The sequence below is a fragment of the Allobosea sp. LC85 genome, from assembly GCF_000735605.1.
GTDB lineage: Bacteria > Pseudomonadota > Alphaproteobacteria > Rhizobiales > Beijerinckiaceae > Allobosea.
In genome coordinates, this window is the sequence record NZ_JPKG01000017.1 from 180,565 (window position 1) to 193,756 (window position 13,192).

Annotated in this window: 13 protein-coding genes; 8 read left to right on the forward strand and 5 right to left on the reverse strand. The window is 64.6% G+C overall.

Going from position 1 to position 13,192, the window contains the following annotated elements; all coding sequences use genetic code 11:
* Window positions 1-19: 19 nt before the first annotated feature.
* Complete coding sequence (locus tag FG93_RS08010; RefSeq protein WP_043233493.1) at window positions 20-376, reverse strand: helix-turn-helix transcriptional regulator; 357 nt, start codon at window positions 374-376, stop codon at window positions 20-22.
* A gap of 121 nt (window positions 377-497) precedes the next feature.
* On the opposite strand from FG93_RS08010, the gene FG93_RS08015 reads away from it, so the two are divergent.
* The 5 genes from FG93_RS08015 to FG93_RS31110 all read left to right on the forward strand — a co-directional run bounded on the left by FG93_RS08015 (window position 498) and on the right by FG93_RS31110 (window position 6,946).
* On the forward strand, window positions 498-1,709 hold the full coding sequence (locus tag FG93_RS08015; RefSeq protein WP_043233494.1) for an MFS transporter: 1,212 nt from the start codon (window positions 498-500) through the stop codon (window positions 1,707-1,709).
* Window positions 1,710-1,856: 147 nt separating this feature from the next.
* A complete protein-coding gene (carB, locus tag FG93_RS08020) occupies window positions 1,857-5,189 on the forward strand; it encodes a carbamoyl-phosphate synthase large subunit (protein ID WP_043233495.1) in 3,333 nt (1,110 codons plus the stop codon).
* A gap of 102 nt (window positions 5,190-5,291) precedes the next feature.
* On the forward strand, window positions 5,292-5,765 hold the full coding sequence (gene greA / locus FG93_RS08025) for a transcription elongation factor GreA (protein ID WP_043233496.1): 474 nt from the start codon (window positions 5,292-5,294) through the stop codon (window positions 5,763-5,765).
* A 76-nt stretch (window positions 5,766-5,841) separates the two neighbouring features.
* Window positions 5,842-6,357: a hypothetical protein gene (locus FG93_RS08030; protein ID WP_052513490.1), complete on the forward strand. Its 516-nt coding sequence runs from the start codon at window positions 5,842-5,844 to the stop codon at window positions 6,355-6,357.
* Window positions 6,358-6,484: 127 nt separating this feature from the next.
* Window positions 6,485-6,946, forward strand: a complete 462-nt coding sequence (locus tag FG93_RS31110; protein WP_152579352.1) for a hypothetical protein — start codon at window positions 6,485-6,487, stop codon at window positions 6,944-6,946.
* Here FG93_RS31110 and FG93_RS08040 read toward each other — a convergent pair.
* Together FG93_RS08040 and FG93_RS08045 are read right to left on the reverse strand one after the other, a co-directional pair.
* The gene (locus FG93_RS08040; RefSeq protein WP_043233497.1) at window positions 6,931-7,389 is read right to left on the reverse strand and encodes a GNAT family N-acetyltransferase; all 459 of its coding nucleotides are present in this window, start codon (window positions 7,387-7,389) and stop codon (window positions 6,931-6,933) included. The two genes, FG93_RS31110 and FG93_RS08040, sit on opposite strands and share 16 nt — an antisense overlap.
* A gap of 11 nt (window positions 7,390-7,400) precedes the next feature.
* Window positions 7,401-7,865, reverse strand: a complete 465-nt coding sequence (locus FG93_RS08045) for an Lrp/AsnC family transcriptional regulator (protein ID WP_043233499.1) — start codon at window positions 7,863-7,865, stop codon at window positions 7,401-7,403.
* 86 nt (window positions 7,866-7,951) lie between these two features.
* On the opposite strand from FG93_RS08045, the gene FG93_RS08050 reads away from it, so the two are divergent.
* The 3 genes from FG93_RS08050 (at window position 7,952) to FG93_RS08060 (ending at window position 11,027) form a co-directional block, all read left to right on the forward strand.
* Window positions 7,952-8,935 carry a mitochondrial fission ELM1 family protein gene (locus tag FG93_RS08050; protein WP_052513492.1) on the forward strand — a complete coding sequence of 328 codons (984 nt, stop codon included), beginning with the start codon at window positions 7,952-7,954 and terminating at the stop codon, window positions 8,933-8,935.
* A 92-nt stretch (window positions 8,936-9,027) separates the two neighbouring features.
* Entirely contained in the window at window positions 9,028-9,993 is a 966-nt protein-coding gene (gene trxB, locus FG93_RS08055) for a thioredoxin-disulfide reductase (protein WP_043233501.1), read from the forward strand.
* A gap of 143 nt (window positions 9,994-10,136) precedes the next feature.
* Window positions 10,137-11,027 carry a LysR family transcriptional regulator gene (locus FG93_RS08060; protein WP_043233503.1) on the forward strand — a complete coding sequence of 297 codons (891 nt, stop codon included), beginning with the start codon at window positions 10,137-10,139 and terminating at the stop codon, window positions 11,025-11,027.
* A 482-nt stretch (window positions 11,028-11,509) separates the two neighbouring features.
* Here the strand turns inward: FG93_RS08060 and FG93_RS08065 are convergent, their stop codons facing one another.
* Complete coding sequence (locus FG93_RS08065) at window positions 11,510-12,076, reverse strand: methylated-DNA--[protein]-cysteine S-methyltransferase (protein WP_043233505.1); 567 nt, start codon at window positions 12,074-12,076, stop codon at window positions 11,510-11,512.
* A gap of 27 nt (window positions 12,077-12,103) precedes the next feature.
* Window positions 12,104-13,060 (reverse strand): protein-methionine-sulfoxide reductase catalytic subunit MsrP, encoded by a 957-nt coding sequence (gene msrP / locus FG93_RS08070; protein WP_043233507.1) that lies wholly within the window; start codon window positions 13,058-13,060, stop codon window positions 12,104-12,106.
* Between the last annotated feature and the right edge of the window lie 132 nt (window positions 13,061-13,192).

A 13,192-nucleotide genomic window follows, 5' to 3' on the forward strand; every position in this document is an offset into this window, starting at 1 on the left:
CCGGACGGGCAGATGTCCCTTACGGAGCGAGCAGCTTGTCTTCGGAAATTCGGGGGAGCGACGGATCGCGCCGCGCCGTCGCAATGATGCTGTCGAGCAGCCCAGGGAAGCGACCGTCGAGTTCCTCGCGCCGCAGGCTGATGAAGCGGGACGTGCCCTCCGCCCTCGCCCGGGTGATGCCCGCCTCGCGCAGCTTGGCGAAATGATAGGCCAGCAGCGAGGGCGAGGCGAAATCCGTGAAGCTTCCGCAGCGCGCCTCGAACTCCTCGGCATCGGCCAGCGCTAGGACGATCGCAAGCCGCGTCGGATCGGCAAGCGCGCCAAAAACCGTTGCCGCGTCAATGCCGTCCATGTCGGGATGAAAGATCGGCTTCATCCCCCGGACATAGGAGATTGCGGCACTCCTGACAATATTCAACGCTCATTGAAATTAGCATTGACGGCAGGTCGAAGACGATCTTAAATTCAACGATCATTGAAATTTGAAGGAACGTCCAATGGACACGCGTCTCGTCTGGCTCGCCGGCGGCGCCTTCGTCATCGGCACGGGAAGCCTGATGATCACCGGCATCCTGCCGAATCTGGCTGCCGCCTTCGGCACCTCAATCGACACTGCCGGCTTGCTGATCTCGATCTTTGCGGTCGCTTATGCGCTGGGCTCACCGATCCTTTCCACCCTGCTGGGCGACGTCGACCGCCGGATGGTCCTCGCCGGCTCGCTCAGCGTCTTCGCCCTTGCCAATCTGCTTGCCGCCTTCGCGACGGGCTTCACCTGGCTGATGGCCGCGCGCATCGCCATGGCGCTCGCGGCCGGCGTCTTCATGCCGTCGGCCAACGCGGTGGCGGTTGCGCTGGTCTCGCCGGAGCGGCGCGGCCGGGCTATCGCGCTGGTCACCGGCGGCATGACGGTTTCGCTGATTCTCGGTGTCCCGCTCGGCACCGCCGTCACCTCCTATGGCGGCTGGCATCTCGCCTTCCTGCTGGTCGCATTCATTGGCGCGTTCGCCGTCGCCGGGCTGCTCCTGAACCTGCCAGACGACCTGCCGCGCGGCGCCAATTCGCTCAGCGAGCGCCTGCAGGTCGCACGCCGCGCCGATGTGCTGCTGGCGCTCGGCACCACCGCGCTTTGGACCACCGGCGCCTTCACCCTCTACACCTATGTCGCGCCTTTCCTCGCCACCCATGCCGGCATCAGTGGGCCATGGCTCAGCGCCGCCCTGATCGTCTCCGGTATTGGTTCGGCCATCGGCAACCAGGCTGGCGGCATGGCGAGCGACCGCTTCGGCCCGGAGCGCACCCTGACCATCATCCTCACTGTGCTCGCACTCGCGCTCGCGTCCGCTTCGCTCATGGCGATCACGCTGACACCTGCGGCAGCCGTCTTCGTCGCTCCGGCGATCCTTTTCGTCTGGAGCATGGCAGGCTGGGCCGGCCACCCCTCGCAGATGTCTCGCCTCGCGGCGATGGCGCCTGACGCGACCGTCGTCGCGCTCTCGCTCAATGCATCCGCGCTCTATATCGGCATCGCCGCCGGCTCGGCACTGGGCCAGCAGACCCTGCGCCACGGCGCCTCATGGCAACTCGGCTTCGTCGGCGCGATTTGCGAGATCGGTGCCCTCACCCTGCTCTGGATCGCCGTCCGGCGCCGCCGGACAGTGCGCCGCGAACTGGAAATCGGCAGGGCACCGGTGGCGACGTCTGTGCGTTGAAGAGGGGTGGCCGCGCTTTTCCCTTCCTTCCGCGGCAACCTCCCTCTATAGCGAGCGCCTAGCATTCATTCAGGCGCTCGCTGACTCCCCTTTCCTCGCGGACGGGGACCCGTCTGGCGCGCGCCCGCACAAGCACTGGCCGGACCCATGCCCAAGCGCACAGACATCAAGACGATCCTCATCATCGGCGCCGGCCCGATCATCATCGGTCAGGCCTGCGAATTCGACTATTCCGGCACACAGGCCTGCAAGACGCTGAAGGCCGAGGGCTACCGTATCGTCCTGGTCAATTCCAATCCGGCCACGATCATGACGGATCCGGATCTCGCGGATGCGACCTATGTCGAGCCGATCACGCCCGAGATCGTCGCCAAGATCATCGAGAAGGAGCGCAACGTCCTGTCCGGCGGCTTCGCGCTGCTCCCGACCATGGGCGGACAGACGGCGCTGAACTGCGCTCTTTCGCTGAAGAAGATGGGCGTGCTCGAGAAATTCGACGTCGAGATGATCGGCGCCACCGCCGAAGCCATCGACAAAGCCGAGGACCGCGAACTGTTCCGCGAGGCGATGACCAAGATCGGCCTCGACACGCCGCGCTCGCACCATGTCAGGACGCTCGGCCAGGCACTCGAGGCGCTTGAAGATATCGGTCTGCCGGCAATCATCCGCCCCTCCTTCACCATGGGCGGAACAGGCGGCGGCATCGCCTACAACAAGGGCGAATTCATCGAGATCTGCGAGCGCGGCATGGACGCCTCGCCGACCAGCGAAGTGCTGATCGAAGAGAGCGTGCTCGGCTGGAAGGAGTACGAGATGGAGGTCGTCCGCGACAAGGCGGACAACTGCATCATCGTCTGCTCGATCGAGAACATCGATCCGATGGGCGTCCATACCGGCGATTCGATCACCATCGCCCCGGCGCTCACGCTGACCGACAAGGAATACCAGATCATGCGCGACGCCTCGCTGGCGGTGCTGCGCGAGATCGGCGTGGAGACCGGCGGCTCGAACGTGCAGTTCGCGGTCGATCCTGCCACCGGTCGGATGATCGTCATCGAGATGAATCCGCGCGTCTCGCGTTCCTCGGCGCTGGCCTCCAAGGCGACCGGCTTCCCGATCGCCAAGGTCGCCGCGCGCCTTGCCGTCGGCTACACGCTCGACGAGATCGAGAACGACATTACCGGCGGCGCGACCCCGGCCTCGTTCGAACCGACGATCGACTATGTCGTCACCAAGATCCCGCGTTTCGCCTTCGAGAAATTCCCCGGCGCCGAGCCAACCCTGACGACCGCGATGAAGTCGGTCGGCGAGGCCATGGCGATCGGCCGCACGTTCCAGGAATCGCTGCAGAAGGCGCTGCGCTCGCTGGAGACCGGGCTCGACGGCCTCGACGAGATCGAGATCGAGGGTCTGGGCCAGGGCGACGACAAGAACGCGATCAAGGCTGCACTCTCCTCGCCGACACCCGACCGCCTGTTGCAGGTGGCGCAGGCGATGCGCTTCGGCTTCACCGACGAGCAGATCCACGAAAGCTGCAAGATCGATCCCTGGTTCCTCGCGCAGATGCGTGGACTGGTCGAGACCGAGGACAAGGTGCGCAAGCACGGCCTGCCGACGACGCCCGGCGCTTTCCGCCAGATCAAGGCGATGGGCTTCTCGGACAAGCGCCTCGCCGCGCTGGCGAACCTGACCGAGGCCGAGGTGACCCAGCGCCGGCATGCGCTCGAGGTGCGCCCGGTTTTCAAGCGCATCGACACCTGCGCCGCCGAGTTCGCCTCGCCGACCGCCTATATGTACTCGACCTATGCCATGCCCTTCGCCGGCACGCCGGCAGACGAGGCCAACCCGTCAGACCGCAAGAAGGTGGTCATCCTCGGCGGCGGCCCGAACCGCATCGGCCAGGGCATCGAGTTCGACTATTGCTGCTGCCATGCCTGCTACGCGCTGCGCGATGCCGGCTATGAGACCATCATGATCAACTGCAACCCGGAGACGGTGTCGACCGACTACGACACTTCCGACCGGCTCTATTTCGAACCGTTGACCGCCGAGGACGTGCTCGAGATCCTCGAGACCGAGAAGCGCAGCGGCACGCTTCATGGCGTCATCGTCCAGTTCGGCGGCCAGACCCCGTTGAAACTGGCCAATGCCCTGGAAGAGGCAGGCATCCCGATCCTGGGCACCTCGCCCGACATGATCGACCTCGCCGAGGACCGTGACCGCTTCAAGCGCCTGCTCGACAAGCTGCATCTGAAGCAGCCCAAGAACGGCATCGCCTATTCGGTCGAACAGGCGCGCATGATCGCGGGCGAGCTCGGCCTGCCCTTCGTCGTGCGTCCGTCCTATGTGCTCGGCGGTCGTGCCATGGCGATCATCCGCGACGAGCCGCAGTTCGAGGACTATCTGCTCGGCACGCTTCCGAGCCTGATCCCGTCCGAGGTGAAGGCGAAATACCCGAACGACAAGACCGGCCAGATCAACACGGTGCTCGGCAAGAACCCGCTGCTGTTCGACCGCTACCTCTCGGACGCGATCGAGGTCGATGTCGACTGCCTCAGCGACGGCAAGGACGCCTTTATCGCCGGCATCATGGAGCATATCGAGGAGGCCGGAATCCACTCTGGCGATTCGGCCTGCTCGCTGCCGCCCCGTTCGCTCTCGCTGGCGACCATCGCGGAGCTCGAGCGCCAGACCAAGGCCATGGCGCTGGCGCTCGATGTCGGTGGGCTGATGAACGTGCAATACGCCATCAAGGACGGCGTCATCTATGTCCTCGAGGTCAATCCGCGCGCCTCGCGCACGGTGCCCTTCGTCGCCAAGGTCATCGGCGAGCCGATCGCCAAGATCGCAGCGCGCATCATGGCTGGCGAGAGCCTCGCGAGCTTCGGACTCAAGCCCGCTGCTCTGACCCATGTCGGCGTCAAGGAAGCGGTTTTCCCCTTCGCGCGCTTCCCCGGCGTCGACGTGCTGCTCGGTCCGGAGATGCGCTCGACCGGCGAGGTCATCGGCCTCGACCGTTCCTTCGACATCGCCTTCGCCAAGAGCCAGCTCGGCGCAGGCTCCAAGGTGCCGATCAAGGGGACTGTCTTCGTCTCGGTGCGCGACGCGGACAAGCCGCGCATCGTGCCCTCCATGCGCATCCTGTCCGATCTCGGGTTCCGCATCCTTGCCACCGGCGGAACGCTGCGCCTGCTGCAGGAGGAAGGCATTCCGGCCGCCAAGATCAACAAGGTTCTGGAAGGCCGGCCGCACGTCGTCGACGCGATCAAGAACGGCGAGATCCAGCTCGTCTTCAACACGACGGACGGCCCACAGGCGCTCGCGGATTCGCGCTCGCTGCGCCGCACGGCCCTCTTGCACAAGGTGCCCTATTATACCACCTTGGCCGGAGCGATCGCGGCTGCCGAGGGCATCAAGGCCTATTGCAGCGGCGATCTCGAAGTACGATCGCTGCAATCCTACTTCGTCCGCGCCGCCTGAACGGCCGCGCGGTCGAAGCAGTTCTGAAAACGATCGGAAGCTGAACGCAGGCCGCGGGGGACGCGGCCGGCGGGTTCTGGCTTTCGGAATTGGGACGAGAAGATGGATAAGGTTCCTATGACGGTGGGCGGATTTGCCGCCCTCGAGGTCGAGCTGAGACACCGCCAGCAGGTCGAACGTCAACGCATCATCGCTGCGATCTCGGAAGCGCGCGCACTCGGCGATCTCTCCGAGAATGCCGAGTATCATGCGGCCAAGGAGGCACAGTCCCTCAATGAAGGCCGAATCCTGGAGCTCGAATCGCTGATCGGGCGGGCGGACATCATCGATGTCACCAAGCTCGGCGGCGACACGATCAAATTCGGCGCGACCGTCCATCTGATCGACGACGACACCGAGGAAGCCAAGATCTATCAGATCGTCGGCGAGCCGGAGTCCGACGTCCGTTCCGGCAAGGTCTCGGTCGGTTCGCCGATCGCGCGTGCCCTGATCGGCAAGAAGGTCGGCGATTCCGTGCAGGTCAATACCCCCGGCGGCGGCAAGTCCTACGAAGTCGTGAGCGTCAGCTTCCGCTGAGGCCTCCGGGGGCATAGAGTTGACGCCCCCGGACGATTATCTCGTCGGTGATGCATTGGCATCGGGAGATACTGTCATGACCAGCCGTCGCGCTTTTCTCATGTCATCATTGGCGGCTACGGCGCTCGCGTCGTCGCCGCTCGGAGCCGCATCCGCGCTTGCCCAGTCGCAAGGGCCGATCGGCAGCATCCACGTCGATGTCTCCCGCCTCGTCGCCCAAGGCTGGGGCCCCAATGCCGACGCGATCAAGGCCGGAATGGAACGGGAACTTCGGACCGCCTTTGCCGGCGCCATCCAGCGCGGCGGCCCGGTTCTCGTCGTCAAGGTTCGCGGCATTCACCTGACGAGTTACGCCGGCGGCGGCAGCGGCAGCGGCCGCTGGGGCGGTGGCGGTGGCCAGAATAATGACAATCTCGACAGCGAGGCTGTCCTGGTCGGCACTGGCAATCGCGTGCTTGCATCCTATCCGGTGCTCTCGACGATTTCCGCGAGCTATTCCGGCCCCTGGTACCTGCCGGACATCGATCAGCGCCGCATCGTCAGCCTGATCCAGAACAACGTCGCCTGGATCCGGCGTTACATCGCCGGCTGATCCCGTTCACAAGGTCGGCATTGCCGTTGCCGCATCTGGCGCCGAGCCCTGCGGCGGCGTAGGTCGAGAGCTTCGGCTGCATCGCTGCGGAACGCAGCGCAGTGCCCCTGTCTGACAGGAGAGAGCCATGCTGAATCGTCGCGCCGTATTGGCCGCCGCGCTCGGCGGGACTGCCGCAATCTTGATTGATGTCCCGACCCAGGCCGCCACGGGCAGCGTGCGCGTCGATGTTTCCCGTCTCGTTCAACAGGGCTGGGGTCCCAACGCTACCCTTGTGAAGACAGAGTTGGAGCGCGCACTCGCCGGCAGCGGCCGCGCAGGCTCGACCCTTGTCGTCTCGGTGCTTCGCATCAACATGCCGAGCTATTCAGGCGGCGACGCAGAAGAAACCGGCGGCACCACGGACGGGATGGAATCGGAAGCCCGGTTGATTGCTGCCGACGGCCGGGTCCTGGCGAGCTACCCGATCGTTTCGTCTTCGCCCGCCTCATCTGGCGGCGCCTGGTTCGCACCGGGCTTCGATGCCCGCCGGCTCGCCGCCGTGGTCCGGACCAACGCCGCGTGGATCAGACGCTATGTCGGGGAATGAGCCGGCCGCCTGATCTCGAAGGCGGTCTTGCCGCGCGAGAAACCGCAAGATCCGTAGAAGCCGAGCACCGCTTCGTCCTTGCGGCCCGTCTGGAGCATGACCTTGTAGCATCCTGCCGACCAGGCCTGTTCGACAGCTGCGTGGAGGACCCGCTTTCCAAGCCCCTGGCCTCGAAATCGCGCGTCCGCGACGACGTTTTCGATCAGTGCAAACGGCCTGAGATTCCGGGTGAGATTGGGCACGATCACGACCACGCAACTCGCGATGGCGGCTCCGCCCCACTCCGCGATGTGAACCGTGATCAGGTCGCTGCCCAGCATCCTGTGCCAGGTCTCGGCTGCCATTTCGGCATTCGAGCGTGGGTCATCAGGATTCAACTGCGCATAGAGCGCGAGAATGGAAGGCAGATGCTCGATGCCGGCCTTGCGGATCGCGATCTGCATCCTGACACTCACTAGCCAAACGGTACGATCGGCTCGTCCTTGACGCGATCAAGAGCCAGGGCCGTGCGCACATTGCGGACATTAGGCAGCGCAGTCAGCTCTCCGACGAAGTCCTGAAAGGCCTTCAGGTCAGGCGCCACGCATTTCAGGATGAAGTCGATGTCGCCCGAGAGCGTCCAGCACTCGCGCACGGCACCCCAATTTCGGATGCGCTGCTGGAATGTCGCGAGATCGGCCTCGGCCTGGCTGGCGAGATGCACGAAGGCAAAGCAGACGACCTCGATCCCGAGCTTGCGCTCATCGAGCTGCGCCCGATAGCCGGTGATCAAACCCGCTTCCTCGAGAGCCCGGACGCGCCGAAGACAGGGCGGCGGCGAGATGCCGACCCGGCTCGCCAACTCGACATTGGTCATGCGCCCGTCGGCCTGTAATTCGCGCAGGATACGCAGATCGATTTCGTCGAGTTTGGAACGCACAAAGATCCCCAGGGCAAAGTCGCGCTGGTGTAGACGCAGCTCCCACGCGATACAAGGCATCCCACCCACAGCCGCGGAGCCTGCACTTGCCAGTCGAACCGATCCCGACGATCTGGGTCCTCACCGACGGCAAGGCTGGCGACGAGATTCAATGCCTTGGCGTCGCCGAACGGCTCGGCATAACTCCCGAGATCCGGCACATCGCCCCTGGTCGGCCCTGGAGCTGGCTGATGCCGCGCGGGCCGATCGATCCACGCGAGGCCCCCCACAGGCCTCAAAGCCCGATCCGCCCTCCCTTCTCCGATATCGTCATCGCTTCGGGCCGGCGGGCCGCCGCCTATTTGCGCGCGGTAAAGAAGGCCTCGAATGGCAGGACCTTCACCGTTTTTCTCAAGGATCCGAGAATCGGGACTGGCGCAGCCGACCTGATCTGGGTGTCCGAGCATGATCGCCTGCGTGGCCCAAACGTGCTCGTCACCGTGACATCGCCGCACCGGCTCTCCCCTGGCCAACTCGCTCAGGCCAGGCAGAGCCCACCGCCCGCCATCGCAGCCCTGCCCCGCCCGCGCGCTGCGGTCATGGTCGGCGGCGACAGCCGGCATCATACCTTCCGCCCCGATGACATTGCCCGTTTCGCGAACCTGCTCGACATGCTCGCGGGCTCGGGCGTGGCGCTGATGGGCTCGCGCTCGCGGCGTACGCCGCCTGCGCTCGACAAGGCCATTGCCGAGGTCTTCGCACGCCATGGGGGCTGGTGGTGGGATGGCACGGACGCCAACCCCTATGTGCCGCTGCTCGCGAATGCCGATACGGTCGTCGTGACCGCCGACTCGACCAATATTGTCGGCGAGGCTGCCGCGACCGGCGCCCCCCTCCTCGTTTTCGAGCCGCATGGCGGCCACGGCAAGATCGCCCGCTTCCTCGAGGCGCTGAAGCGGCAAGGCGTTGTGCATCATTTCGAGGGACGGCTTGATGGCACCCGCTATGACCCCCTAGACTCCACCGGCGTCATCGCGGAAGCGGTGCGCCAGGGCTGGTTGCGGCACCGCGCCGAACTCGGCCTCGCCTGAGCGTGAGCGGGCCTGGGCTTGCGCCCGGCGCACGAGACCGTATCTGACGGAACCAGGACGCAGCGCCACGCTGCGCGAAAAGGACCGAAACCATGGCTCATACCCATGCCCGCGTAATGATCATCGGCTCGGGCCCGGCCGGCTATACCGCCGCGATCTATGCGGCTCGCGCGCTGCTCGAACCGGTGATGATCTCGGGCTTCCAGCCCGGCGGACAGCTGATGATCACCACGGATGTCGAGAACTATCCGGGCTTCGCCGACGTGGTTCAGGGGCCGTGGCTGATGGACCAGATGCGCGCCCAGGCCGAGCACATGGGCACCAGGATGGTCTCCGACCACATCTCGAAGGTCGATCTTTCACAGCGCCCGTTCCGTCTTTGGGGCGATGGTGGCGCGAACTATAGCTGCGATGCCCTGATCGTGGCCACCGGCGCCCAGGCGAAATGGCTCGGCATTCCCTCGGAGCAGACCTTCCAGGGCTTTGGCGTCTCGGCCTGCGCCACCTGCGACGGCTTCTTCTTCCGCGGCAAGGAAGTGGTGGTCGTCGGTGGCGGCAACACCGCGGTCGAGGAAGCGCTCTATCTCGCCAATCTCGCTGCGAAGGTCACCCTGGTGCACCGGCGCGATTCGCTGCGGGCCGAGAAGGTGTTGCAGGATCGTCTGTTCAAGCATCCCAAGGTCGAGATCGTCTGGAACAGCGAGATCGCGGAGATCTGCGGCGGGACGCAGCCGCCGTCAGTCACGCATCTGCAGCTCCGCAACCTGAAGACGGGCGCCGAGAGCGAACTCAAGACCGATGGCGTCTTCATCGCAATCGGCCACAAGCCAGCGACGGAGCTCTTCACCGGACAGCTCGCCATGCGTGAATCGGGGTATCTCGACGTGACGCCCGGCACGACGCAAACCAACATCCCCGGCGTTTTTGCCGCAGGTGACGTCACCGACGAGCATTACCGTCAGGCTGTGACCGCCGCGGGCCTGGGCTGCATGGCCGCGCTCGATGCCGAAAGATGGCTTGCCGCCAACGTCACGGAACAGCGTGAAGCGGCCGAATAGGCCGAAAAAGACCACCCATCACGATTGTTGATGGGTTGTCTCACGAGATTCAGTGTGAAAAGAGGCCTTGTCGGCAAAGCAATCGTTGACGTTCCTGCGTTTTACCCCCCAACATGCACGAAACGCATAACGGGGGAAACGCGGTGGATTGGGACCGCATCAGGATTTTTTATACCGTCGCAGAATCCGGCAGCTTTACCAAGGCTGGCGACGTACTTGGTTTGAGTCAATCCGCCGTTAGTCGGCAGATTGGCGCGCTTGAGCGTGAGCTGCGTGCACCGCTGTTTCACCGCCATACGCGCGGGCTCATTCTCACAGAGCAGGGCGAATTGCTCTGGCGTGCGGCACGCGAAATGACGCAGCGCCTTGAGCGTACCCGCGCACAGCTCTCGGAGACGCGCGAGCATCCGTCGGGCGAGCTCAAGGTCACCGCGACACGTGGCCTCGGCGGCCATTGGCTTACGCCAAGGCTGGCGGAGTTCCTCGACCTCTATCCGGACATCAAAGTCGATCTCATCCTCACCGATGAGGAACTCGACCTCTCGATGCGCGAGGCCGATATCGCGATCCGCCTGCGCCAGCCGCAGCAGCCGGACCTGATCCAGCGCAAGCTCTTCACCGTGCATTTCCACGTCTATGGCTCGCCAGCCTATATCAAGCGCTTCGGCGAACCGAAGAGCTATGAGGATCTCGATAATCACCGCCTCTTGTCCTTCGGCAGCACCTCGCCGTCCTATCTGACGGCCGTGCATTGGCTCGGAACCCTGGGCCGCGAGCAGCGCAACCCCCGCCCGATCCATCTCACCGTGAACAACATCACGGCGATGAAGCGGGCGGTCGACAGCGGCGCAGGCATCGCGGTGCTGCCGGACTACCTGATCGAGACCGGCTCGCCTCTCGTCCAGCTCATGCGCGAGACGGAGATGCCGCAGCTCGAGAGCTATCTGGTCTATCCAGAAGAGATGAAGTCGGTGGCCAGAGTGCAGGCATTCCGCGACTTCCTGATCCAGAAGGCCCAGCGCTGGACCTACTAAACGGCCGAAAGGCCCGGTTATGCGCGCAGCGCGGGTACCCCGCGCTGCGGCGAACGCATGCTTTTCAGGCATTTAGGCTAAAATTTGTTGCACTTGATGATAGGTCATGCAGTTTCCGCATAGCGGACCCAAGCTATGCTGCATTGCAAAACGGCACGTGCTGCCCGATATAGCAATCACGGTTGTTCGGAACGGGCTCCGCATTCTCCTCCCGGCGTTGAGTTCGTTCCAGCCGTTCCCCTCTGAGATGTTTGGCGGTAACGCCGGATGTTTCAAACTTCAAAGGCCAGCTCCCTCGGGACGCTGGCCTTTTTTTCGTCTTGCCGCCTATTGATCCGCGAACGCGCGCCCATCCCGGTCAAGGTGCAGCGCAGGGCCATTGGCCATGCCGGAGCATCGATCCTGAGCGCTCCGGCACACGGCCCGGATCTCCCGGTGACCGCCCGCCTGGGATGACACGGCACATTGGCAGCAGCAGGATGTCAGCGCGGCCGGGCTGCCAGCGGCAGAGCATCGAACAGGCTCGGCACATCGCTGGTGCGAGCCTTTTCGATCGTCAGCATCCGGAGCTTGGTCTCCACCCCGCCATCGGCCGAGAAGCCGCCGGTCTTGCCATTGGCAGCCAGCACGCGGTGGCAGGGCACGATGATGGGAAAGGGATTCTCCCCCAGGGCGACGCCGACGGCACGCGCCGCGCCCGGCTCGCCGATCCGCGCCGCGACTTCACCATAGGTCATGGTTTCACCTGGCGGGATGCTCAGGGCAACGGCATAGACCTTTCGATTGAAGGCCGAGAGACCGTCCATCTCGAGCGGCAGGTGAGCAAGATCCCTCTTCTCGCCCCGCAGCAGTGCCATGATCGCGCCGATCGCATCCTGCGCGAACGGCGGAGGAGCACTTTCGACAGCCTCCGGATAGCGCCGGCCCAGCCGCTGGCGAGCTCGCGCCTCATCCTGCTCCGGCAATTGTGCACCGATCAGGCGTTCGGCTTTCCAGACCAGCGCACAGGCGCCGATCGCCGTATCGAACAGGCAGAAACCCTGGCTCATCGCGCCTCCTGACGGAAGCGGCGGCCCTCAGACGTAGAGCCGCTCGCCTTCAAGTCCCTTGTACATCGCCGCAACCTGCTCGCCATAGCCGTTGAACAGCAGCGTCGGCCGACGCTCGCGCGAGCCCAGAACCTGCTCGCTCGCCTGGCTCCAGCGCGGATGCGGCACCTCCGGGTTCACATTGGCCCAGAAGCCGTATTCCGACGACTGCAGCGCCTCCCAGAAGGTCTTGGGCCGCTCGGCGACGAAGCTGATCCGCGCAATCGACTTCACCGATTTGAAGCCGTATTTCCACGGCGTGATCAGGCGGACCGGCGCACCATGCTGATTCGGCAGCGGCTTGCCGTAGATCCCCGTCACCATCAGCGTCAGGTCGTTATTCGCCTCCGCCATGGTCAGCCCCTCGGTATAGGGCCAGGGATACCAGCGCTGCGTCTGCCCGGACGCGACGCGCGGGTTCAGGAAGGTTTCGAACTTGACGTATTTGGCACTCGACAGCGGTTTCGCCAGCGCCACCAGCGCCTTCAGCGGAAAACCGGTCCAGGGCACGGCCATTGCCCAACTCTCGACGCAGCGGAAGCGATAGAGCCGCTCCTCGAGCGGCATCTTGCGGATGAGATCGTCGAAGCCGATCTCGAACGGCTTCTCGACCATACCGTCGATCGCGATGTTCCAGGGCCGCGTCGGCAGCTTCTTCGCCGCAGCGACGATGTCCTTGGACATGCCGAATTCGTAGAAATTATTGTAGTTCGCGGCCAGTTCCTCGTCGGTCACCGGCCGGTCGAGCGTGTAGCTGGCATTGCGCTTCGCAGGATAGAGATCGAGCGTCGGATCCGCGCCTTGCGCCGCGGCGATCTGCGGCAGCGCGCTCCCAGCGATCAGCCCCGCACTCCCGCCGAGAAAGGCCCGGCGGTTCATGGCGATATGTTCGGGAGTGACCTGGCTCTCGGGCAATTCCCAGCCAAATCGGCGTTTGATCAGCATCGACGGACATGCCCCGTTTCAGAGAGCGAAGCTTAGTCCACAGATAGGCATCAAGTGCAATTCACGAGGGGGAGAGGCAGGGGGCTCCTCACCGCATGGCTCCAAGCACGTCATCCCGGCCGAAGCGAAGGA

Excerpts from the sequence above, each read along its gene's own strand:
- FG93_RS08065 (WP_043233505.1), bottom strand. The coding sequence starts at position 12,076 with ATGAGCCAGGGTTTCTGCCTGTTCGATACGGCGATCGGCGCCTGTGCG.
- FG93_RS31110 (WP_152579352.1), top strand. The coding sequence starts at position 6,485 with ATGCTGAATCGTCGCGCCGTATTGGCCGCCGCGCTCGGCGGGACTGCC.
- greA (WP_043233496.1), top strand. The coding sequence starts at position 5,292 with ATGGATAAGGTTCCTATGACGGTGGGCGGATTTGCCGCCCTCGAGGTC.
- carB (WP_043233495.1), top strand. The coding sequence starts at position 1,857 with ATGCCCAAGCGCACAGACATCAAGACGATCCTCATCATCGGCGCCGGC.
- FG93_RS08015 (WP_043233494.1), top strand. The coding sequence starts at position 498 with ATGGACACGCGTCTCGTCTGGCTCGCCGGCGGCGCCTTCGTCATCGGC.
- FG93_RS08030 (WP_052513490.1), top strand. The coding sequence starts at position 5,842 with ATGACCAGCCGTCGCGCTTTTCTCATGTCATCATTGGCGGCTACGGCG.
- FG93_RS08010 (WP_043233493.1), bottom strand. The coding sequence starts at position 376 with ATGAAGCCGATCTTTCATCCCGACATGGACGGCATTGACGCGGCAACG.
- FG93_RS08040 (WP_043233497.1), bottom strand. The coding sequence starts at position 7,389 with ATGCAGATCGCGATCCGCAAGGCCGGCATCGAGCATCTGCCTTCCATT.
- msrP (WP_043233507.1), bottom strand. The coding sequence starts at position 13,060 with ATGCTGATCAAACGCCGATTTGGCTGGGAATTGCCCGAGAGCCAGGTC.
- trxB (WP_043233501.1), top strand. The coding sequence starts at position 9,028 with ATGGCTCATACCCATGCCCGCGTAATGATCATCGGCTCGGGCCCGGCC.